Raw genomic sequence first — 22,174 nt, forward strand, 5'->3', positions numbered from 1 at the left:
TTCAGTTGCAATTAATCCTGGCTGAAGCGTAATTATAGTTGCAGTTAATCCTGGTTTGAAAATCTCTTGATTGCAGGTTTGAGCGATTAGTATTGCAGGTCGTTACACATAGGCGACCACTTGGGACTGGCAGAGGCAATCATCAATCAATTAAAAACTCAACAATGAAGTACCAAAAACAAGCCATGCTGGGGCTATTGGGTTTGGGTTTGATAGCTTCACCTATGTTTATCAAATTGCCTCAGCAGTTCTACACTTTCTCTGCTGTATCGAACTTAGAAGCACAAGAATCTGTTGAACGCTCACGCATAGAACAACGCAAACTGACCAGCGACAAACTCAATGAAACAGGCATATTACCGACCAGTCTAAAACTCAGAGTTAGAGGCTATTTAGACAACCCAAAACGCAACCCCAGACCCGACACCAGCTATTACCAAGAGGACGAGCAAGTTTATGTTTATGATTCAGGAGGTCGCTGCATAGGACAGATAGCAGAACGGCGTTGGCTTTGGAAGTATCACTACAAAAATGTCTGCAAATTATCCCCTCAAATGGAGTCAAGTAAATCATGAAAAGTGCAGAATATAAGCCGCCTAGTGAATCCCCATCAACACCTGCAACAGCACTAAAACCCCAAAAATCTATCAATAATTACGTTGAAATATTGGCTGGGTGGATTGTTGATTTAATAGCGATACCCATAAGCTTCGTTACTCACATCTTTGCTCAATTTGTAACGCCTGGTTCATCCGGCACAAAGATACTTGGCGCGATGGGTTTTTTCACTGGGACATTGTTAAGTACTGATGGAATTTGGCAAACATTTTTTAATGGTGTCCCTCTATTTCCTTGGTTTGAAACTAGCTGGATAGGTTGGATAGGTTGGTTACAATTACCTTTCAATCCTATCTTTTGGTTATCGTTTGGAATGTCGGCGCTTGTTCAGGTGATGGAAGCTAAAACACTACGAGGTAAAACACCTTCACAGGCAAGAGTTGAACTAGAAGAACATCGCCAGTTTACTTTAGGTGCAAAGCCTACCGGAACAATTGATTTAACAACAGCCTTATGGGGCGACTATAAACGAGCCGGGATGAAAGAAAGGCACTCTGGAGGGCTGGTTGCATTGTTCTTTTGGGTATTTGATTTGAGTTCTACTTTTATTAGTAGAAACCCATTTAGATACACCAATCCAGGGCAAATATTAGCCTGCTTTGCATACAACATAGTCACTATGGCATCGGGCGAAATCGGTTACACAATTTGGCGACTCACTAAATAAGTAAGCAATTCATAGCCCTCTGCCCTTTAGGGTGGAGGGTTATTTACTTGAGGAATAATCTATGGAATTTTCACCCGACATTTACCAACCAGTACCGCAACTCGCTACAAAGGAAACTGCTTCATTACGGGCTGACTATCCCTGCATTGAACACCTGGAAGCGGGTAACATCGCCCCTTGGCTGGTAGAAAGGCTGGATCAATTATTGGTTCGTGCCAAAACTGAAAGGGCAGGGATGAACCTAGCTAAATGCGTCACTCTAGCAACGGCATCCATCGGGGCAATTTGTTATGCTACCTCCCCACTCGCCCCCATCGGCGCGTTAGTTGCTGGGCTGGGCTACGCTTGGTCAGTGGTGCAAGACATGACCGATTCTCACCAGTTCGCGCCCATTCCCTTTGTGCGTGGTAACTTCCTCGAATTTCTAAGAGCAATGGGTGACAGTGAAGCAAGAGCCGAATGGTTCGCAGGCTCCAATGAAATTGTTGATTTGATGAACCACCTTACACCCACAGAGCGTAGTGAATTTGTGATGCTGCGGCAGTACACCAACACTCTCACTGATTTTCTCACGGGCGTAGAAGCTGGTAAGCGGTTCTATGCTTACAGGTGGCTGCTGGACAACTTCACAACTTACAGAGGCGCATTTCCGACTGTTGAGCAGTTGTGCAAACATCTGGCACAGGTAGCCCCTGACCCTAGAATTGACCATGCACAAGTGACTTTAATTCAGCAACAATCCCAACAGCCACAACCAAAGCTACCTTCACCCAAGTTCGTTGAACTGCCACAACCGCATTTTGTCCAGTTGCCCAGTCCCCCAAAGACTGAACCTGCTGCACAGGCTCAAGCACCAGATATTCAAACGGTGTTAGCACTGCCACTACACCACCGAGCGTTCGCAATTATTGACGCACTAACCAGCAGTGGTTTTGATATCGCCAAGTGCATTCGTGACCAAATCACCGTGATTGCTGGTAATCAGCGAGGTGGTAAGGGTACGCTGATGGCGATTTTAGCCATCCTCAGTAAAGCACTTGAGCCAAACACCAAGATTCACTATTTCACCGCAGGCTCGGACATCTACCCGTTTGCCTGCCATCGCCTAGTGTGCAGACTTAGCTATCCCCTTTTGGAGGGCGCAAAGGCTGATGCTCTAGTTGCAGGCGATTTGTACAACTATTTAAGGGAAATGGACAACGCCAACCAGAATAGTTACACAGATATTATTTTGGTGATTGATGAAGCGGTCGCGTTGTCTGATTACCTTACCGATGAGCAGAAGCAATGGATCATTCGCTTTCTGTTCACTCGCGCCAGCAAGAAGGGCGCTCAAATTTTCGTGGTGTTGCATGGCAAGAACCTTACTTCTTGGGTGGGGACGAAAAACACCGCAGGTTTTGGCGATACTTTTAAAAGTGGTGCTACTTTTATTGGTTGTGAGGCAACAAGTAAAAAGCTGTCGCCCCTCAAGTCAATCTCATTGGCAACTGGGCGTTACTTCCTAGCTGACCCTGATAGTTTTGATAAGGCGATCGCACAGGGCGAAATTGGTATCATTCCAGAATGGTTAAAAACAGAGGTTAATCCTCATTCTGGACAACCAGATCCGGCGCGGACGCTGCTTAAATATTTCCCTGAATTAAGAAGTGATTCCCCGGCTTTGGCTGATTCTGTACCAAGCAGTGATCAGCCGCAGGATGAGTTTTTGAATCAAGCTAGAGCTTGGATTAATGACAATTGGATAATATCAGATGCACCGCCCCCGACTTTCACCCCAACTGCAAGCGATACCGACCGATACCAACCGACTGATAAGGCTTCTGAGGTTTTGGAATCGTCTAGTATCGATACTGGAAACGATACCCCAATCAGTGATACTCTCCCAGAAACGGGCGATTTTAAGACCCTTGCCGACGATACCGTTCTCGATACCGAAACTCGCTACACTCCAGCATCCCTTACTCCATCTCAACTGACTGGCATCGTTAAGCAGATGATAGACAAGAAAATGTCGCAAACTCAAATTATTCAATCCCTCTGGGGAGTAGAGAAAAATGGTAAGGGCTGGAAGCAGGCTTATACAGAATACAAAGAACTGTTTCCATGAGCCAAATCAACAGTTTATAACTGATACAACTTGCCCTCAGCTAAAAACTGAGGGCAAAATTTGTTTATGGGGCGAATAGCTATCAAAAGCAACGCTGAAAACCAAAAATCCATTTGATTACCTTGCCGATGCAAAAACCTATACCCAAAAATATAATCAAATTATTTATGTGTGTGGAGGCTATTGGCATAAAATGAGTAATACCGCGAAGTGGGATTGTTACAATAGGAAAAGCAAACAAAAATAAAAAAGTATGACGGTTAAAAGCTGCTGATACTCCTAATGCAAGAAAGATAAAAAGCCAAATTGTGTTTATTAAGTTAGCTAGATCTATAAAAGGTTGTAAGACATTAGTAACAGAAGCCATAATTTAATATTTCAGATTTTCAGATATATAAGAAATCAAGTTTTGCTTAGTTGTATTTTAGAAGGATTAACCGAAAACAATAATAGTGTATATACGTAACCAATGAATTGACTATGCAAATTAACGATAAAATTAATAGTGAATAAGCAGCAACATTACGGTTTTTTTAGTGAAACGCGACTCTATTTATTACCAAATATTTAAGCGATTTCCTGCGTTAATTTTTGAACTCGTTGATCGCCGTCCCCAAGAGGCGCAAAACTATCGATTTGAGTCAGTTGAGGTCAAAGAAACTGCCTTTCGGATTGATGGGGTTTTTTTACCTCCAGAGGGTGCAACACCAAGAGTTATCTTTTTTGCAGAAGTTCAATTTCAAACAGACGAAGCTCTTTATCATCGCTTCTTTACTGAGTCGATGATGTACTTAAATCGCAATAGAGGACTCTACGATGACTGGTATTGTGTGGTAATTTTTCCATCACGCTCTTTAGAACCAAGCGATACAAGAACTCATCGAATGTTTTTAAACAGCGACCAAGTGCAGCGCATTTATTTGGATGAGTTAGGTACTCCTGATACTCTGCCAATAGGCATCAATTTAATGCAGTTGACAATCGCCTCAGAGAAAGCGATGGCAGAACAGGCAAAGCAATTAATTCAACGGGTACAATTAGAGTCAACTACTGCACTGCCGAAAAACGAAATCATAGATATTATTACCACAATTGCTGTTTACAAGTTTTCTCAGTTAACCCGTGAAGAGGTGGAAGCCATGTTAGGACTGAACATTGAAGAAACACGAATTTACAAAGACTTGGAACGTCAAACTAAATTAAAAGCAGCAGCACGCTTTTTGAGCATGGGCTATAGCATCTCCGAGGTGGCTTCTGCTGTTGATTTATCGGTTGAGGAAATCACAACAGAGGTGGTAAATTCTCAAACCCCCACACAACAAGATCGCACAGAGTAAAGTCTTGGGTTTCTGTATAGACAGCCGTATAGAAGTTAGTGCAAACTGCCGTTGATGGTTGACCTGGGGTGAAAATCTGTGACTGGGACTGCTCTTAAGCGTTTGTAGAAACTTGGCAGAAACGCTCGATATGCTCTCGCACCTTCTTTTTACGCCGAATGCCTTACCGCCTCACTACCTCTGTCATGTCTACAGTTGTAGACGGTTTCCGAAGCTGTGGCGAAGATTATTCTGGCGATGAAGCCTCCTAATTAAAACTGATGTCTGATATCAACCTTGATATCAAGACTCCACCTAGATGCTAAGAGCGTGGAGCTTTTGATTTGGAGTGTGAGGGGTGAGGCGATCGCCATCGGCTCATGGCGGTTACGCCATCGCTTGGAGCAATTTTGTATTTGGCACGCAACAAAGCCAAAGTAGTATCAATAACTATGCCGATTGACATCTTTGACCACAAAATCGGCATAAGAGTCAAAATAATTACTAAACTTACTTAGAAGCCAAGAAGTATTAACCCCAGTCATTTCCAGAATCGGAAAAATCTCTTTGTGTGTTGGCGATGGAAGGAGAAGAGTGTATTTTGCGTTGGTGATGTGTGTAATGATATAACACGTTAATGAAAAACCGCATTGTCATTAACGGAAAAAATGAATAAGTTAAGTACATATACTGAAAGTTCTCTGACTCAAGTTGCCAGTCAGATGCAAGCGTCAAATGATTTTTTGGCGGAGTTGCAGCAGAAAGCTAAGACGACGCAACGGGGGTATGCTGGCAATATACGGATATTTTTTGAGTATTTTTTGCAAAGGGAACCAACCCAAAAGGATGTCTCTGAGTTCTGGGGGTTGGATGACCAGACGGCTAATGGGTTAATCCTCAAGTTTAAGAATCATTTGGTGGCATCCGGTAGGAAGGCGGCGACGATTAATCGGTACTTGGCCGCCCTCAAGTATTTAATTAAGGTGGGTCGCAATCTCAAGCGCTGTCAGTTTTATTTTGATGGCGACCGCATTGAGTCTTTAAAGGTCACTAAGTACAGGGATACGCGGGGTGTTGTAGTTGATGAGTACAACAAAGTTTTTGATGTAATTGATACCACTTGCACTAAGGGGAAGCGGGATTATGCTTTATTTCTGCTGCTTTGGGCAAATGTTTTGCGGCGGGGGGAGGTGGCGAAGTTAATGGTGGGAGATTTTGATTACCACGATTTGACTTTAACTGTTTACGGCAAGGGTAAGGGCAATGATTCTACTAGGATTGACTTAAACCCAGAAGTTGCAGAGGCGGTTAGCGACTGGCTGGGCTGTCGTACAAATATTAAACCCAGCGATCCTTTGTTTATCGCGCTGGACTTCCACAATTATGGACACCAACTCACCGGGGATGGCATCTACGCCATTGTGAGAAAAACCTGTGAACGTGCTGGCATAACTAAGCGGATGACACCCCATAAAATCAGGCATTCGGGGATTACTGATGCGCTGGATTTGGCTTCAGGAGACTACCGGAAAGTGCAGCATTTGAGCCGTCATGCTGACCCCAGGACTATTTTGGTTTACGAAGACAATAAGAATCAGTATCAGTTGGAGTTAACTAATAAATTAGCAGCCCGTGTCGGCAAAAGGCGCAATCATCCCAAGTAGAGAAAGGTACTCGTTTATGGAGGATCAACAGTTACATCAATATCCCTTCATGGGTCGTCGTTTTAGTTTTTCATAAGGTTGGTCTGCCCCAGTGAAATAGGTATGACGCGTATTATCGTAATAACGTTTTCATCAAAAATTAACTTAAATGCCGATTAGCTTACTAAACCCAAAAATTTGCGGATACGGTTAACTAATTCTTGCTTATCTCTGTGACCAGAACTGTATATAAATGTCAGTGGTAAGCTCTTACCAAAAGCTAAGAGCAGGTTGACGCGGTAGGTATCTTCCCATGCCTCTACAACAGCATTTACAATCTCTGCAAGTGGCTGGTGAACAATATTTGTGGTCGAGTATTCTATTGTCAGATTACCACTGCTTTTGTCAAAAATACAGGTAATTGATGAACGAATCATTGCTCCCATGAAAAGACCAGCGATGATGCAAACACTGCCGACTGCTATAAATAAGCGCTTAAAAACTTGTGAAGGTGCGAGCAAGCTGGTCGGAAAATTAACTATAGAGGTGTCAAATTCAGTTGGTTCTAGTCGCCACCCAGCAATCAACAACAGAAACCCGATTCCTGCAACCAATATACAGAGTAGTCGCAACCATCTAGATACCTTCTGCCCTAATTTTAGCTGATTTGGTGTTTCTTGAATGACTTGCATTGATGATGTACTGCTCATATTTATAGTTTAGGAATTTATTAATTAGACTTTACTCATAATTACTTCCTTAGAGGAGTGCTAGCTTAAGAACTGTCATGGATTTACTTAATCATTTTTCAAAAATTGTCGAATTTGCTCAACAATTTGCTGCTTTTCTTGCCAATTAGAAGTTAAGCTTTGGGTAAGAGGCAAATTCTCACCAGAAATTAACAGCAGATTAATGCGATAGTTAACGTTTCCTTCATCACTGTAGCTTTCCACATTGACTGCTTTAATGTCATTCAGCTTGCACCGAACAGCTTTTTTCCAAAAAAAATTACGACGTTCCAAAATTACACCATCGACTTTTTTGTCAAAAGAGCAGTTTATAAATGGAGCCGTTACAAGAACTAGCCCAGTAATCAGCCAAAAGCACCCCGCAATAAAGAAGCCTGTGTATCCCAATAATTTATCTTCGTACTGAACTGTGAGCGATGCTGCTAAAGAATTTTTTATAAACTCATTAATTTGAGTTACTAAATTATACATGTTTTCATATGCTGGCTCCTGCATTGAAACATAGCTATCTGTAATAGCAATATTGCCTTTTTCCGTTAAGATTATAGCTCGATATCTGGCTAGTTGAGCATAGCCATAGCTGTTCATCTTCATTTCTAGAATAGCTTCTTGCACCTTGGAGAAGATATTTCTGTTTGCTTCCGTGCCTAGCCAGCTCATGGCAATCAATTCACAATTAGTTGAAGTAAGTTCCTGGTGACTTGGGAGAGAATATGTAGGTATAGAGTGTTTACAACTGAGAATAGTAACAGGTGCGCTTTGTAAAGTGAAAATTGTGAATAGGAGCGCAATTCCACCTAACAATGTACTGATTGCCCAAGCAAATGTAGGTCGGATGTGTAATACCAGTTTGTTTGGTGTTTGCTCTAAAATCCTGAAAGCTGGAGAGGTAGCAAACAACCAAATTCCTAAACAAACCAGTATAAAAAGTCCTTTGTAGAAAAATTGTTGCTGCACAAAATGAAGAATTTTAATTTATTTACTGAGAAATTCTAACTATTTCGCTCTGTATTTTTTGGTAATTGCTTGTGTCACCTAGCATATGGTATGCTTCTGCCGCTTTCTGATAATCCTCGACTGCCCCCAGTTTATCCCCCAACGCAGAGCGAACTGCGCCTCGACCGCTATATGCATCAGCATAATTTGGTTGAAGTCGAATTGCCTGAGTAAAGTCTTCAATAGCTTTCCACTCCTCCTTGAGTTGGGAGTAAACCCAACCTCGTCCATAGTAGGCTTTCACATAGTCCTGATTTAGCCGAACTGCTTGAGTAAAGTCTTTCAGTGCGCTTTGTAACTCTCCAAGGTTAGCATAGATACAACCTCGGCTGTAGTAGGCATCAGCATAATTAGGACTCAGCTGAATTGTTTGACTGTAGTCCTCCAATGCATCTTGCCTGTTTCCCAAATTGAAGTAACTCAATCCTCGAAAGTAGTAAGATTCAGCATGGGTGGGATAAAGGAGAAGAGCTTGAGTGAAGTCTTCCACCGCGCTCTGCATTTTACTTAGATTAAAATGAGCCAGTCCTCGATAGTAGTAAGCTTCAAAAGAGTTAGGCTCGAGGTGGAGCGCCTGAGTAAAGTCTTCAACTGCCTTGAGTCGCTCCCCTGAGTTATTGTAAACTGCACCCCGACGGAGGTAAGCCTCAGCAAGATTTGGGTTAATCAGAATAACATTGTCAAAATCTGCCAGTGCTCCTAACTTATCATTGAGAGCATAGCGACACATTCCCCGACCTTGGTAGGCTTCAGTAAGATTTGGATTGCCTTGTAAGGCTATGCTGTATTCCTCACTTGCCTTCTGAAAATCACCAATACTTAGGTAGGCATCTCCCCGTCTCTTATAGGGTAGCCGCCGAGATAACGGCAAAATGGGGCACGTTGTAAAGTTATGTTACGCAGATGTTTGAAAACCCTTGATTTTACGTTGTTTCAATACCAGATTGAGCGTGTTCTCTCTTGTGAAGACATTCCCTAAAAGGGTCATTAATGGGCAAGTGTAAGGGACGAAAAGTGATGAAAGCTTGGTTTTACCGTACAAAATTTTGATTTGTCCAATATCATTTTTGGGCAAGTTAGTAAATCACTTAAGGAGCTTTCGCAACATTTGTTTACAACGTGTCCCATTTTGCTGGTATCCCGGCGGATACCCATTAAGGTTTGACTCATGATGCTTTCCTGATAACGATGTACTTCAAGTTATGAGCATTTATGTTGGCTGTGGCATAGCTTTTTAGGGCAAAAAGCATCACAGTGCCGAAGTGCGGGGGTAGGGGATAAGAAGCAGGGGATCAAAATATATTCTTGATACACTCTACATCCCATACCCTACACCCACCCAAAGGCACAACGAAGACAGTCAGTAGCTCTAGCTTGGCTAAATAGTAACCGCCAACTAGAGGTCTAGTGTACAGCCGCTTATAAATTTATACGCGCTTAATTCGGATTTCACCACCGAAATTCTGCGTAAGGGCGGTCAGTTACCTGTTTAAGTAATAACTATAGGAATCATATTTGATTTCTGAAAAAACTACGAAATAATACGGAGGGATATATCTGTCTTTAACGAACGAGCCAAACAGACATACTATGGCGCGGTTGACTATCTCAAAGGTATCGTTGAGAGTTAAGATAATTTTACTTTTGTCAATTAGAAATTATGCTGAAAATTTGGAAAAAGGGGAGGTATTTACCTAACTTTTGTACTGGACTGATGGGTAAAGAATAAATAATGTATAATTTTCATAAAAACTTGAAGGTAACTACTGAACACCCCACCATTCGCCTCACTCAAGTACGAATTTCCCCATGTTGCCGAATGTGTTCAACTAACCGCTTGGTTTCACCGCCAGCTAATTCTAGTTCCCTAACATTCCCCACCAAAATAAACAATTCCTTTGCCCTACTAACGGCTGTATTCAGTAAATTGGGTTTGCGGTTGAGGAACCAAAAACTATGCTCTTGGTGGCACTGGTAAGCAGAAAAGATAATAGCCGCTTTCTCTCCTCCCTGGAAGGTATGAACTGTGCCAATATCATCCCAAGAAAAGTTTCGCCAACGGTTAGAGAGCCGATACTTGAGCGCGTTAGCTTGCTGCAAAAACGGCGACATTACCCCAATTGTTTTTGAATTGTCATCCGAACTAACAGAGTAACCTTGCTTTAGCAAGGATGTAATTACAGCTTCTACAGCGTTGATTTCTTCTGGATTAGTGTTATGGGTGTGGCTACCCTCGACATGGTAAGCCAGGAGATGCGGATCTGTTGCCATCCGGCGATCGTCGGAAAAAATTTGCAGACCACCGGGATAATTGGGGCTGCAAAACTGAATAATATCTGGGGTACAACGGTAATGATTTCTAAGAATAATGCCATTACCTAAATCTCCTTCAGTACCACTAGCACCAGCAGCACGATGATAAGCGGTAGCTGTGTATTTAGCGGTGGGAGCATAGCGATAATAATCTTCATTCCTCATGCCCCGATCCAGAAAGGCAGTTTTGAAATATTGTTTGATGGTATCGTCGCTCATATTGACGATAGGCTCAATCTGTTGGGGGTCGCCTGCTACTACTGCCTGTTGCGATCGCACTAGCAAAGGAAATAATTGGTGTATGAGAGTTGTCCCCGCTTCATCCACCAGTGCCAGCTTGATGATATTAGGCTGAAGAATTGGCAACATATTACGCATTGATTGGAGGGTGGAGGTAATAACAGGGAAAATCAAGCTCAAGTCACGGTAAATGGCATCACTATCAGTTGACAGTTTTAGCAATGCCTCTCCATCCCCTGCTAATACACTGCCGTAAGTTTCTAATGCCCTCATAACGCTATCCTTGCGTCGGAGGACTTCTTGCAACAGAAACGCCCAGGCACGGTGAAATAGTTCTAGCTGCAATTGATGGTAGTCACGATAAAAACGACTGTAGAAATCCCCTTGGGGGTAACTATCAAGTTGTTTTTGGATTTGTTGATGTTCTGCTTGCTTTAGCTCTAGTTCCTTGGTTAAAACCGCTATTTGGTTTTGAATTTCGCTTAATGTCCGGTTAAGATTCCGCCATTGCCGTGAGAAACCGATTTTTTGGTTAATGCTGGTGATTGCTGTGGTTAAACTGGAGGGGTCAATGGGTATCTGAAAGGGATGCGCTGTAGCCAAGGTGTTTAAAACAGCCGCGTTTATCCGATTCGCCAGACGGTGAAAAATTCGCTTATTAGTAGTAGCATTGAGCCAGTCCAAGGCGCGTTTTGTGATAGAGTCCGAATCTTTTGGCAGTTCGCGTTCTGCTTGGAATAACGCAATTTGTATCTGTTCGTAAGCATCAATAGGAAAATTTTCGTAAGCAGCCAAACTTGATAGCTGTTCAGTTAGGGCTTGTAAATAGGCAGACTTAGCTGCAATATCGTTATTGAGTGATTTTATTTCTACATCCAATTGCTCTAGCCGTTCAGCATCAATGACTTTTTGAGCAGTATTCAAGCGGTCTTGCTCTTGGAGTTGTTGAATTTCACTCTCGGTTTGGAGTAATTCAAGTTTGGCTTGCTGCCAAGCAGATTGATTAAATTCAGTTAGACGTAGCCAATCTTGGGTTGATTGCAGTTTGGGTAGGGTTTCCTTACGGATATTAGCTTGATTGCCGCCTGAAAGATAAAACTGTTGAGCAGGAGAATCTACAGCGAGTCGTTGTTGGAATTTTTTAACGGTGCTGTTATTAGCGCCGACAAAGAATATTAAATTATTTGCATCATCTTCACCGTGAACAAGTCGTAACGCTCGATTTACTACTTGCTGTGCTATCAGGTGCAAAAACACCTCGGTTTTTCCATTCCCTGGTGGGCCACAAACAGCAGTTAGTAAATTCTCCTGGGCGTGTTTGAGGACAGAGGCTTGAAATTCATCAGGCGCATGGGACGGGAAAGCACCCCAGAACATCACGTCATCTCTGGGTGATTGTGGCTGACCCCAGAGGTACTGCATGGCTGGGTGAGTTTCAGTTAGCCATTCAGCTTTAGAGTCAGGTTGTTGCAGTTCCTTGAGTATTTCCTGTATGTCTTGCTTAAGGAGGGCGTTATAGGGTGTAAAGTCGCAGCGTAGCAAATAAGGTTGTCGAGAGGTTTTGTAATTTCCTTGCGGTAAGTCTACCAGTTCGAGAAAGTCTCGAAGTGTTGGAAATCTTCCTTTAAATGTGTCTTCTAAAAATTTCAAAATCCCTGACGCAACAATCAGTGATTCGGCTTGTTCTTCCTCTAGTTTGTACAACCGCATTAAATTAACAATCACTGGCTGAAACTCGTATTCGGTCAAGTCCCAGCCTGTTTTGCGGTAATTCCCCTTTAAAATGGGTGAAATATCGATGGTGAACAGAGGCAGATATTTCAGCTTTTGGTCTTTGCCCTTGCCGTTGATTATATAGATTTGTGGGAAAGCAACAGCCATCTGAACATCATTTTTGTTCCCTCTTTTAGCTGCTTGCTGCTGTTGCTGGAATTGCGTAAATACTTCGCTATCTAAGAGTAACTTGTTGCCAACAAGCTGTACTCCCTTATCTACTACTTTTGAATAAATATCTGAAGAACGCTCGACCTCAGCTTGAGTCAGTTCCTCTAACCTGATGTAGCCTAACCAAGATTGTACGAACTGTTGGAGTTTTTCTGACTCTAGCATGGGAACACTTGTGAGAGCGACTGTACTACTGGCATTAGATTCAACTTAATACTTTTTGCCATTTGTTGCCAGAATTACCCAGTAGCAGAGGGATTTACACAAAAATTTTAACAATTCTACTTCCCCATAACGTTATGGGCGCTATCACTCAACACTCGTCAGCGCCTCTATTTGGGAGAGCAGTTTTTCGATTTGCTTGCGTTTTTTTGGGTCTGACCAAATGCGTGATTTTTTTAGTTTAGTGGTGGCAACAGTAAAACGTTCTTTGTAATTGTTAGATTCAGTTTGAGAGTTAGAGGCTCTTGTTTTCTTTTCACTAATGCGCTGTTTAATTTCGCTTAAAGACCAGTTTTGGGCAATAGCTTGTTCTAAAAACTCAACACGCTCATTTAACTGGGAAATTTGGGCGATGGCTTTGGCTTTGGTGTACTCAATTGAACCATCCCTTAGTGCATCAAGAATATCTTCTGGCAGGTTTAGCAAGGGCAGACGATTCTTAACGAAAGATGCCCAGGTCATTAAACCCAAGCCCTCAAATACTCCTTCAACAATTTTTAAATCTGGGTCAGCTAATGGCTCATCATTGAGGTTTAAATTAGGGGTTTCGGTTTCGCCCATAACGTTATGGGTAGGTTCATCACCTTCGCCATCGGGTGCGCCCATAACGTTATGGGTAAGTGTAGATGCTTTGTTTTCTAGGCGTTGTAGACGATACAGTAATGGGGGTACTTCCTGAATGCTTCGACCCAGTTTGAGAGCCAGCAGTTGCAGTATGCCTTCAGTTTCTTCAACTGGGTTAAGGTCTTCCCGAAGTAAGTTTTCTACGAGTGCTAGTTGAAAAGCTGCATTGTCGTCTAATTCTTTGATGACAACAGGAACTTCTGTTAACGCAAGTTCCTGGGCTGCACGATAACGACGCTCTCCTGCTACTAATTCGTGTTTTCCATCAGCAACGGGGCGGACTAACAGAGGTTGGAGGATGCCATGCTGTTTGATGGATTCGGTTAACTGCTTTAACGCTGACTCTTCAAAGTAACGGCGCGGTTGTGTCGGTGGCAGAACAATCTGGTCTAGCGGCATGGATTGGGGAGAGCCAGCATTCGCTACACCTGTAGTGTCCCAAGGTACTTCAATTTTGCTTTTAAGGGGTTGGGTGGCTTTAGTGCGTCTCATTTTAAGGCTGTTAAGTTAACGGCTATTTTTTTCAAGATTTGGATAGATGGATGCTTGGGGTCGTAAACTGCCAGGGGCATTCGTTCTTCTGAGGCATCAACAAAAGCGGTAGAGCGTGGAATAGGGGGGAATACTGTTCCGGCTGAGGCTAGTTGTTCGGTGATGGCTGCTAAGGTACGGGTGTCTTGAGAGTTACGGGCATCGTATTTTGTGGGTACAAACCCAGCTATTTGCAGTTTACGGTTGGGTTTGTTGCGGACGGTAGCGACCGTTTTTAACAGTTCGCCTGTACCCTCAAAGGCTTTGAAATGGGTTTCTAGGGGTACGAGAACATGAGTGGCAGCTACGAGGGAGATATAGGAAAGTAAACCTAAGCTGGGAGGGCAATCTATGAGGATGAAATCATAATTCTCTTGGATTGGTTCGATGGCTTCTCTGAGGCGGAAATCGCGCATGGCAGCATTAACCAATTGCATTTCTGCCGTAGCCAGAGAGATATTAGCCGGGGCTAAATCCATGCCATGAATGCTCTCATGGATTGGTAGGGGTTGTTCATCCACGATGGCATTATTAACAGTTTGCTCTAAATCCCTTGGAACCAAGCCCATAAAGATAGTTAAGCTGGCTTGGGGATCTATATCTATGAGCAAGACACGATGATCCAATTGCGCTATTTGGTAGCCCAGGTTTTGGGTAAGGGTGGTTTTGGCAACACCTCCCGCCTGATTAAATACTGCGATGATTCGGCTCATAAGTGAGTTGGTTTACCTACACCGTTACAACTAAAGATAACGGTGAAAAGTCGTTTAGAAATGTTTATTTTTGTTCGTGGCTGCTATTTTATTTGAAAATGCGATCATCATATTAGGTTATAGCCGATTTAATTAGGCAATGACGCTGGTTTTGAGAGGAGGATGGTATTTTAATGATTTCGTTCTCTAAAGTAGATAAACTTCCAGAATTAACCCTTCAGGAAATCCAGCAGTATTTATCAAGTGGACTTTTCCGTGGAATAGGAAAAAAAACTGCCCAAACTCTTGTCAATTACTTTGGCTATGAAACCCTATCGGTATTAGATGCTAACCCCCTAAGACTTGAGTCAGTTCCTGGGCTTGGTAAATCTCGAATCGCTGCAATAAAAAAAGCTTGGTCAGAGAATAAAGCCAATCCGACAAGAGGAATTATCGCCCAGCTTTTGGGTGTAGGAACATCACTTCGATTAACCTTAAAGATTTGTGAGCATTATGGACACAGAACCGCATTGCAACTCAAAAGCGACCCTTACAAATTAATTGATGATATTGAGGGCATCGGCTTTAAAACTGCTGATGAGTTGGCGATGTCGCTGGGGATATCGGTTTCCAGTGAGACTCGTTACGAAAAAGGTCTACTTCATGTCTTGAAGGAGGCTCTGAGTGAGGGTAACTGTTTTCTGCCTGAATCTCACTTGTTGGGGCGTGCTGTGTCTTTGCTAGAACGTCCTCACCACACACCAGACTATAAATCTTTGAATACCATTCTTGGTAAGTTAGTTGAGAAGCAAACTTTAGTTTATGGCGAGGTGTCCAATAGTGTTTATCAAAAAGCCGCCTACCGTGCTGAATTGTCAGTAGCTTTAAAAATCCAAACTCTAATTAACCGACCAACCTACCCAACCCTACATCTAGAAAATTGGTTAGCAGACTTTGAAGCCCCTGAATATCGTGAACTCTCACGCTTAACTACTGAACAAACCAGTGCCTTGTTAATGGCAGTTAAACACCCTATTAGTATCATTACAGGGGGGCCTGGGCGGGGGAAAACCTATGTGCTACAAGCTTTAGTGCAATGGTTAACATTTATGGGGGCAAATATAGCTCTTGCAGCCCCGACCGGAAAGGCAGCCAACAGGATGAAAGAGGCTACTGGAATGTCCGCCAGCACCATTCACCGTCTACTGCAATGGCAGGGAATTGGACAAAACTTTTACTATAACGAGGATAATCCCCTAACTATTGATTGGTTAATTGTTGATGAGTTTTCAATGGTGGATATATTTTTGTTCAATTCCCTATTAAAAGCTTTACCAGAAACAACGCGAATCCTGTTAGTAGGGGACTCTGACCAATTACCCAGTGTAGGCCCTGGAATGGTGCTGCGGGACTTGCTTAATTCAGAAATAGTGCCGACAACGAGATTGCAAAAAATTCATCGACAGCGAAAGGACAGCCCGATTATCTATGCAGCTAGTGAGGTAAATTTTGGCACGGTTCCGCCACTGGATAAATTTAATCAGGCTGAGTCCTGGATGGATGTGGGAGAGTGCGCCATGCTAGAAGCTAGTTCACCAGAAATGACGGCTAAAAGCATTGTCTCTTTAGTCGCATCGATGAAGAAAGAGAATGTCGATTTGAATCAAAACGTGATAGTGTTAGCACCCCAGAAGGAAGGGGCGGCTGGTGTGAACAATCTCAATAAACTGCTTCAGCCTATTTTTAATCCCCAAAAACCTAACCAGCCTGAAGTGGTTTTGGGGTCTGTAGTGTATCGAGTTGGGGATAGAGTGATACAACTGAAAAATCGTTATGATACACTCCCGCCAGTGATGAATGGTGAGACTGGTCAGGTGGTAGCGGTAGATGAGAAAAAAGAAATGGTGAAAATTTCCTGGGAGGGGGGCGCGATCGTCGATTACTATCCAGGTTTCTTTGACCAAATCATGCACTCGTTTTGTATAACTTGCCATAAGAGCCAGGGCAGTGAATTTCAGTTTGTGATTTTTCCGTTACTAATGGCTAACTACCGGATGTTAACCCGTCAACTGCTTTACACAACGATGACTCGCGCTCAGGGAACATTTATCGCAGTTGGGCAGCCAGAAGCATTAAAGATTGCTGTTCTAACAGATAAACCTGCAAAACGGTTTACTGGGTTGATGGCTCTACTCATTTCACCTATTGATGAACTAACCAGAACTTTCTTGCATTTAAGCAAAGCCAAAGCGGTTGCAAGTGCGACACCACCCACTGTCACTGTCGCATCTAGACTACAGTCACGCCAACTCACAGCCTCGCCCGGACAGATGACGACTATCGGTACTATCGCCCTACAAATGTATGAGGAAAAATATGGACATCGCCCCTCGAAGCAACTAGAACAGGTGGGCAAGTTTAAATTTAAGACTTATCACTATGAAATATCAGCAGTTGAGTTAATTGATTCAGCGATTGATTTGGTGATGAGAGAGGAGTAGAAGAGGCTGATTGCTGATTTCTGCGATCGCTTGTGTAATTGGCGTAGACATAACGTAACTGATACAAAGGGCAGTGTATTGACCATCATGTGCTTTCTGCTTCACTTGACAATACCCTCAAGCTATGGAATTTAGAAACTGGAAAGTGTGTTTTGAGTTGGACTGGAGACGCTGCTCTAACATGTTGTGCTATTGCTTGTTCAGAAGATAATTTGACCGTAATCGTAGGTTCGCTTTCAGGTCATGTCAATTTCCTACGCTTAACTAAATCACAGTAATAGTGATTATTGAAGAGGCCAGAATTTCTTGGATAGATTGGGATCTTCAATAAATTTGAATATCTGATGTAAGTTACTAAATTAGAGGAAACTAGCGTGAATATTGAAATTATTGAAGCCCGTCCGCAAGATCAGTCGATTTTGAGTCATTTGATAGAACTTTATTTCTATGATTTTAGCGAGTTCATGGGTTGGGATGTCGGGAATGATGGTCGATTCGGGGACGACGCTCTTAAAGGTTGTTGGACTGAGCCTTGGCGACATCCGTTTCTTGTCAAGGTGGATGGCTCGATCGCAGGATTTGTCATTGCCGACGGGCGCAGCCAGCTTTCAGGAGACGAACACACTATGGACATGGGTGAATTCTTCATTCTACGTAAATACCGAAGACAAGGTATTGGTTACCGGGTAGCGTCCTTTATTTTCGATTTGTTTCCTAGTAAGTGGGAAGTACGACAGCTAGGCTTGAATGTAGATGCACAAACATTTTGGCGCAAGGTTATCAACCGATACACCAATAACCAATTCTATGAGATTTCTTGGAATAAAGAGCGTTCAAGTGGTGTGGCTCAATTGTTTAATAACACTATTAAAACCCCCACGCAACTCGTGAGGGTTTAGATATTATCCCTAATGCTTACAGCATTTTGACGTACCTGTAGTTCAACAATTATATTGAAATCAAATTGCGCCATTGCCTAGAGAGAGATTCCTTTAGTTTGTCTTGCAAATTATTTATGATCAATCTCACAAATGCGACGAATGAGCCGAGCTTGTGCTGACAACTGGTGAAGCGCCCAAATAGTAGGAGTACGCAATTTTTCACCGCGCACACCCATTGAGTACAACACCAAAGGTAGCCAATGAGCTTCATCGAGTTACCATCACTGCATCAGCCAAGGTAGACCCAGGTGAGATAGGGCTGGTCTTTAAAAAATTAAGTATTTGGCCATCAATGTCGTTACTGTCTCGTTTAATCAATACTGTAGCCAAATTACGAGGATTCAACAGATGTAGAAGCATTGTGAATACGACCAAGAGAGGTAAGCTTGGCAAAAATCTGGGATAATAAAATAGGCTCAGGCTGTTGCGGAAGCATTTTTAACATTTCCCGAACATAGCGAAAACCACGACAATAAGCCTTTAGATCAACAATGCCAGAGCCAGGATTATCTTCACGAAACTGAGCTAAAAGATAATGAGATAAATTGACCATGAAAAAAGAAAGGTTGACAGCATTAGTCACCACAGTTTTACCTCTGTTCATAAAATCCTCCAATCCCCAAAACTGTTTGGCATCCCGGAAATTAAATTCGATTTGGAAGCGCAGTTTATAGTAGTCAATTATTTTTTCATATGATAAAGTTAAGTCACTAGAAAAAAGAATTACGTGACTACGAGCATTAGTTTTGAGATTAGTTTTCACCAAAATAACTACATTCAGGGACTGGGCAAATTCTTTGTGCAGTAAGGTAGCTTGATAAGTATCAGTTTGGATATCTTCGTCAATACTACTTTGACGCAAATATTCATCAGAAATATTACGCCAGTCCAACTTCTCACCGTATTTACGACGGGAACGATGATTGGGGTCAGGATGTTGGTAAGGTATATATAATGCTGAATCATGGCGTAACTTGGAAATTATGTGTAACTTTACCTGCCTAGCCATCTGTAAAGCATTATTGTTTCCGAAGTGACCATCTACGACTAAGTAAGTAAGGGGTATCAAGTTAGCTATTAACTTAAATAGCTCATTAATCATCTTCTGAATTCTTAGTAATTCAGATGTAAAAATCACCTCCTGTTTATTTTTGTTCTTACTCCCTTTTGGTCGTCCGCGTCCACGTTTTTCTTGAGTTTTTACTTCTGGGATTGGTGAGACAATACTTTTTTCTACATCGCTCTTGACTACCTGTTCTATCTGAATCGGAAATGAGTGTCTTTGTTTAACACTTACTAATGATAAGGTGAAGAAAGATAGTCCCGATATTGGTTTACTTATTAAACTGGAAAAAAAACTATCTAATCCATAGGTTTTTTTCCCGGCTTTGCTTATTACTACTTCGTCTCCTGCCAACAAATAAACATCATTTGGGCAGAACAAATGCCGCCGAAAAAACACCCAGAATACCGTTGCCCACGGTATGACTGTACGAAAGAATCTGATTACCGTCCGATAACTACCACCACTAAGCGTCCAACGCGAAATTCCCAACATTGTTACTCGCCCACTCATGGCTAACATGGCCGTGATGATCTGGCTCAACTGCCGCATCGTCGTGACTTTTATTTCTGGTAGTAGGCATTGCAACAGTGCTAGTATGTCAAACATGGGCTGTGTGTAGCTTTTGAGTTGTCGTTGTGGAAGACTATAACTCTACTACATCAGCCCTCTTTTTATACTTTTTTTTTGGCTACAGTATTGTTATTATGCGCCTAATTTGTCCTGTGCTGGGTGTGCGATTCAGTTTCTCTCTACTCCCTTGAACTTGCACCAAATCATAGTCAATTTCAATCTGCCGCAGGACTTTTTCAGAGCGTACATAATCCCAAGAATCATGCACTACAAGCCCTGTATCCATCCTGATGCGGCTGGCTGCAATGTGAATGTGGTCGTCATCGGTGTTATGGTGGCGGAAGATGACAAACTGATTGGCATCAAAGCCCATTTCTTTCATGTAGCGGTCGCCAATCTCAGTCCACTTTTCATCATCTAGTTTGTCCCCCTTAGCAGCTGACAATGAAACATGATAAACAACTCGGTCTGCATCTGAATTTAGTTGTCGAGACAGCTTAAACTCTCGCGCCAACTCACGGGCATTTCTCCCACTCATGTTGCCGCCAATTAGTTTGGCATCTTCACGGGATTCTAGATAATCTAACAGCTTGCGAAAACCTCTACCCTTCGTCTGCTTCCCAATCATCGTCTTCTTCCTCGTCTTCCGAGTCATCATCATCAACATCATCCGAGGCAATATCTCGTCTGCACTGATGCAGTAGTTCTAAAAGTTCTTGTAACAGTTCTGGGTTGGCTGGTGGAGTACGCCCCATCTTGATAGCTGTGTTGGTGGCTTTGACAAGCTGGTTAAGGTTGTTGCCGATTTGTCCTAATTCCCAATATATTTGCAAGGTAATTTTACTCAGTCGTTTAGGCAATGGACGCATCAACGCATTGCGTCTCATTAGTTCACTCGCTGACATTCCCGCGTCTTGCGATTTTATTCGCAGCAAGTCCAGTTCGATGTCGCTCAAGCGAACTGGGAAAATATGCTTTCGGATTAGAGCTTTTGACTGCTTACGATTAGCCATAACTTAGGGAGAATGAGGACATCACGCGAGGGGGGTTTTTAGGGGGGTGAAACCCCACTAAACCAGCTTTGCCGTCCGAGCAAAGCGAGGTAAAGCGTAAGCTTTAAGGCATGGCTGGCTTCAAGCCCATTTTCGGGGATAACGAGGTGTCGTGTGCTACGGAGGTACGGAGGCACAACAGAGGTCTGGGGGCGAGAATACGACAGCGAAGCTGTGCTGCTGACAATACTACAACCTACAGAGGGATATATCAACGGCGGAGCCGAAATTTTCAGAAATCAAACAGGAGGAAAGTTCTGATTCGGCATAGCCGTAATAGAAGAGATAAATACGGCGTAGCCGCTATATAAAAATTCTAGACTCAGCGAAGCTGTAATAGTCTAGCTTTTTGGTGTTAACTTGAATGAGAATATCAGCTACGCTGGCACATAAAATAATAGTTCAGCGAAGCTGTAATACAAATAGATAATTCGGCGTAGCCGTAATAGTCGATTTTTCAAAGTATTAGGTTGGTTAAAAATAACGGCGTAGCCGTCACAGTTAAAGGTGATTCGGCGTAGCCGCAATAGTCAATTTTTTTTAGGATTTTGAATCAGAGTTTTTCAAACAGGAGATAATTATCAATTAATTGGTATTCATGAGATAACAATGGCTGAACAGCAGAATTCAGAAGTAATTACGAAAGAGAAGATTGATAAGGCTATCAATCTACTGAAGGAACAGAAGCCGAAAGAGCGAGAAGATGTATCGGACAGAGACGCTGTTCGCAAGATGCGGAGATACATTGATAAACTGACTTCTGACAAGTACGGCTACACTTATGATGAAGTAGCAGAGATGCTGAAGGGTCTGGGGATTAATTTGACAGGTAGCAGAATCAAATATTTAATAGGTGAATTGAAGAAAAGCAGCCGTCGCCGTCAAAAGACATCTTCAAGCGACGACAAAAATCGGTCATCAAATCCGGCTAGTGAAACTGAGCTAACAGTTGTAAATACTGCGTTAGATCAAGCTAGCAGTGAGCCGGAGGAATCAACAGTAAATAGTGCAAAGGGCAAGAGACAAAGTAAAGAGCCAGTAGCGCAGCAGCAACAGGCTTCATCAAACCTATAATTAGAAAAATCCTATGAATATAGAATTATTAATTGGAACATGGCTGTTAACGGGAAGCATTTCTCTAAACAGCCAAATTGAATTTATCGGTGATGAACCAGATCCGAATGGTGTCGAAAATTGGTTGAATGGTAACAGCAACAATTTTATTGACCAGGTAGAAGCAACCGAAGGACTTACTCTAACTATCTCATCAGATGGGAAATTTTTTGAAGAAAGAACAGGCGAACCAAAAGTTTATTGGTTTGACAGTGAAGGGGTATTGGAGTCTGAAGTTATACCGTTTAACGGTCATCTAAGTTTCT

The 22,174-nt window shown here is 42.6% G+C and carries 23 protein-coding genes; 11 read left to right on the top strand and 12 right to left on the bottom strand.

Going from position 1 to position 22,174, the window contains the following annotated elements; all coding sequences use genetic code 11:
• Positions 1-164: 164 nt before the first annotated feature.
• The 3 genes from H6H03_RS36420 (at position 165) to H6H03_RS36430 (ending at position 3,395) form a co-directional block, all read left to right on the top strand.
• Complete coding sequence (locus tag H6H03_RS36420; protein WP_190959878.1) at positions 165-575, top strand: hypothetical protein; 411 nt, start codon at positions 165-167, stop codon at positions 573-575.
• Positions 572-1,285 carry a hypothetical protein gene (locus H6H03_RS36425; protein ID WP_190959879.1) on the top strand — a complete coding sequence of 238 codons (714 nt, stop codon included), beginning with the start codon at positions 572-574 and terminating at the stop codon, positions 1,283-1,285. Before H6H03_RS36420 ends, H6H03_RS36425 begins: the two co-directional genes overlap by 4 nt.
• Before the next feature lie 61 nt (positions 1,286-1,346).
• Positions 1,347-3,395, top strand: coding sequence for a hypothetical protein (locus H6H03_RS36430; protein ID WP_190959880.1), 2,049 nt, complete (start codon positions 1,347-1,349; stop codon positions 3,393-3,395).
• An 82-nt stretch (positions 3,396-3,477) separates the two neighbouring features.
• Here H6H03_RS36430 and H6H03_RS36435 read toward each other — a convergent pair whose 3' ends face one another.
• The gene (locus H6H03_RS36435; RefSeq protein ID WP_190959881.1) at positions 3,478-3,762 is read right to left on the bottom strand and encodes a hypothetical protein; all 285 of its coding nucleotides are present in this window, start codon (positions 3,760-3,762) and stop codon (positions 3,478-3,480) included.
• A 169-nt stretch (positions 3,763-3,931) separates the two neighbouring features.
• Between H6H03_RS36435 and H6H03_RS36440 the strand changes: the two genes are divergently transcribed.
• Positions 3,932-4,732 (top strand): Rpn family recombination-promoting nuclease/putative transposase, encoded by an 801-nt coding sequence (locus tag H6H03_RS36440; RefSeq protein WP_190959882.1) that lies wholly within the window; start codon positions 3,932-3,934, stop codon positions 4,730-4,732.
• Between the two features lie 301 nt (positions 4,733-5,033).
• Here the strand turns inward: H6H03_RS36440 and H6H03_RS36445 are convergent, their stop codons facing one another.
• Positions 5,034-5,177: a hypothetical protein gene (locus H6H03_RS36445; RefSeq protein ID WP_190959883.1), complete on the bottom strand. Its 144-nt coding sequence runs from the start codon at positions 5,175-5,177 to the stop codon at positions 5,034-5,036.
• 202 nt (positions 5,178-5,379) lie between these two features.
• On the opposite strand from H6H03_RS36445, the gene H6H03_RS36450 reads away from it, so the two are divergent.
• A complete protein-coding gene (locus H6H03_RS36450) occupies positions 5,380-6,375 on the top strand; it encodes a tyrosine-type recombinase/integrase (protein ID WP_190959884.1) in 996 nt (331 codons plus the stop codon).
• A 155-nt stretch (positions 6,376-6,530) separates the two neighbouring features.
• Here H6H03_RS36450 and H6H03_RS36455 read toward each other — a convergent pair whose 3' ends face one another.
• The 6 genes from H6H03_RS36455 to H6H03_RS36480 all read right to left on the bottom strand — a co-directional run bounded on the left by H6H03_RS36455 (position 6,531) and on the right by H6H03_RS36480 (position 14,686).
• Positions 6,531-7,046, bottom strand: a complete 516-nt coding sequence (locus tag H6H03_RS36455) for a hypothetical protein (protein WP_190959885.1) — start codon at positions 7,044-7,046, stop codon at positions 6,531-6,533.
• A 105-nt stretch (positions 7,047-7,151) separates the two neighbouring features.
• Positions 7,152-7,763: a hypothetical protein gene (locus tag H6H03_RS36460; RefSeq protein WP_190959886.1), complete on the bottom strand. Its 612-nt coding sequence runs from the start codon at positions 7,761-7,763 to the stop codon at positions 7,152-7,154.
• 319 nt (positions 7,764-8,082) lie between these two features.
• Complete coding sequence (locus tag H6H03_RS36465) at positions 8,083-8,970, bottom strand: tetratricopeptide repeat protein (RefSeq protein WP_190959887.1); 888 nt, start codon at positions 8,968-8,970, stop codon at positions 8,083-8,085.
• Positions 8,971-9,890: 920 nt separating this feature from the next.
• Complete coding sequence (locus tag H6H03_RS36470) at positions 9,891-12,761, bottom strand: DEAD/DEAH box helicase (RefSeq protein WP_190959888.1); 2,871 nt, start codon at positions 12,759-12,761, stop codon at positions 9,891-9,893.
• Positions 12,762-12,905: 144 nt separating this feature from the next.
• Positions 12,906-13,934 carry a ParB/RepB/Spo0J family partition protein gene (locus H6H03_RS36475; protein WP_190959889.1) on the bottom strand — a complete coding sequence of 343 codons (1,029 nt, stop codon included), beginning with the start codon at positions 13,932-13,934 and terminating at the stop codon, positions 12,906-12,908.
• Positions 13,931-14,686, bottom strand: coding sequence for a ParA family protein (locus H6H03_RS36480; protein ID WP_190959890.1), 756 nt, complete (start codon positions 14,684-14,686; stop codon positions 13,931-13,933). The genes H6H03_RS36475 and H6H03_RS36480 overlap by 4 nt, the downstream gene beginning before the upstream one ends.
• 173 nt (positions 14,687-14,859) lie before the next feature.
• Here H6H03_RS36480 and recD2 point away from each other — a divergent pair, with 173 nt between their 5' ends.
• A complete protein-coding gene (recD2, locus tag H6H03_RS36485; protein ID WP_190959891.1) occupies positions 14,860-17,166 on the top strand; it encodes an SF1B family DNA helicase RecD2 in 2,307 nt (768 codons plus the stop codon).
• Here recD2 and H6H03_RS36490 read toward each other — a convergent pair.
• The gene (locus H6H03_RS36490) at positions 17,134-17,271 is read right to left on the bottom strand and encodes a hypothetical protein (RefSeq protein WP_190959892.1); all 138 of its coding nucleotides are present in this window, start codon (positions 17,269-17,271) and stop codon (positions 17,134-17,136) included. The two genes, recD2 and H6H03_RS36490, sit on opposite strands and share 33 nt — an antisense overlap.
• Between H6H03_RS36490 and H6H03_RS42310 the strand changes: the two genes are divergently transcribed.
• Together H6H03_RS42310 and H6H03_RS36495 are read left to right on the top strand one after the other, a co-directional pair.
• Positions 17,256-17,444 carry a hypothetical protein gene (locus H6H03_RS42310; protein WP_449290000.1) on the top strand — a complete coding sequence of 63 codons (189 nt, stop codon included), beginning with the start codon at positions 17,256-17,258 and terminating at the stop codon, positions 17,442-17,444. The two genes, H6H03_RS36490 and H6H03_RS42310, sit on opposite strands and share 16 nt — an antisense overlap.
• A 96-nt stretch (positions 17,445-17,540) precedes the next feature.
• A complete protein-coding gene (locus tag H6H03_RS36495; RefSeq protein WP_190959893.1) occupies positions 17,541-18,065 on the top strand; it encodes a GNAT family N-acetyltransferase in 525 nt (174 codons plus the stop codon).
• Positions 18,066-18,438: 373 nt separating this feature from the next.
• Here the strand turns inward: H6H03_RS36495 and H6H03_RS36500 are convergent, their stop codons facing one another.
• The 3 genes from H6H03_RS36500 to H6H03_RS36510 all read right to left on the bottom strand — a co-directional run bounded on the left by H6H03_RS36500 (position 18,439) and on the right by H6H03_RS36510 (position 20,756).
• A complete protein-coding gene (locus H6H03_RS36500) occupies positions 18,439-19,779 on the bottom strand; it encodes a transposase (protein ID WP_190959894.1) in 1,341 nt (446 codons plus the stop codon).
• A gap of 82 nt (positions 19,780-19,861) precedes the next feature.
• The gene (locus H6H03_RS36505) at positions 19,862-20,371 is read right to left on the bottom strand and encodes a relaxase/mobilization nuclease domain-containing protein (RefSeq protein ID WP_190959895.1); all 510 of its coding nucleotides are present in this window, start codon (positions 20,369-20,371) and stop codon (positions 19,862-19,864) included.
• On the bottom strand, positions 20,346-20,756 hold the full coding sequence (locus H6H03_RS36510) for a plasmid mobilization protein (RefSeq protein ID WP_190959896.1): 411 nt from the start codon (positions 20,754-20,756) through the stop codon (positions 20,346-20,348). The genes H6H03_RS36505 and H6H03_RS36510 overlap by 26 nt, the downstream gene beginning before the upstream one ends.
• 153 nt (positions 20,757-20,909) lie before the next feature.
• Here H6H03_RS36510 and H6H03_RS36515 point away from each other — a divergent pair, with 153 nt between their 5' ends.
• The 3 genes from H6H03_RS36515 to H6H03_RS36525 form a co-directional block, all read left to right on the top strand.
• Positions 20,910-21,056, top strand: a complete 147-nt coding sequence (locus H6H03_RS36515) for a hypothetical protein (protein ID WP_190959897.1) — start codon at positions 20,910-20,912, stop codon at positions 21,054-21,056.
• A gap of 348 nt (positions 21,057-21,404) precedes the next feature.
• On the top strand, positions 21,405-21,869 hold the full coding sequence (locus H6H03_RS36520; RefSeq protein ID WP_190959898.1) for a hypothetical protein: 465 nt from the start codon (positions 21,405-21,407) through the stop codon (positions 21,867-21,869).
• A gap of 13 nt (positions 21,870-21,882) precedes the next feature.
• On the top strand, positions 21,883-22,174 hold a 292-nt coding region (locus H6H03_RS36525), incomplete at its 3' end, for a hypothetical protein (protein WP_190959899.1).

This window comes from Nostoc paludosum FACHB-159 (assembly GCF_014698835.1).
GTDB classification, from domain to species: domain Bacteria; phylum Cyanobacteriota; class Cyanobacteriia; order Cyanobacteriales; family Nostocaceae; genus Nostoc; species Nostoc paludosum.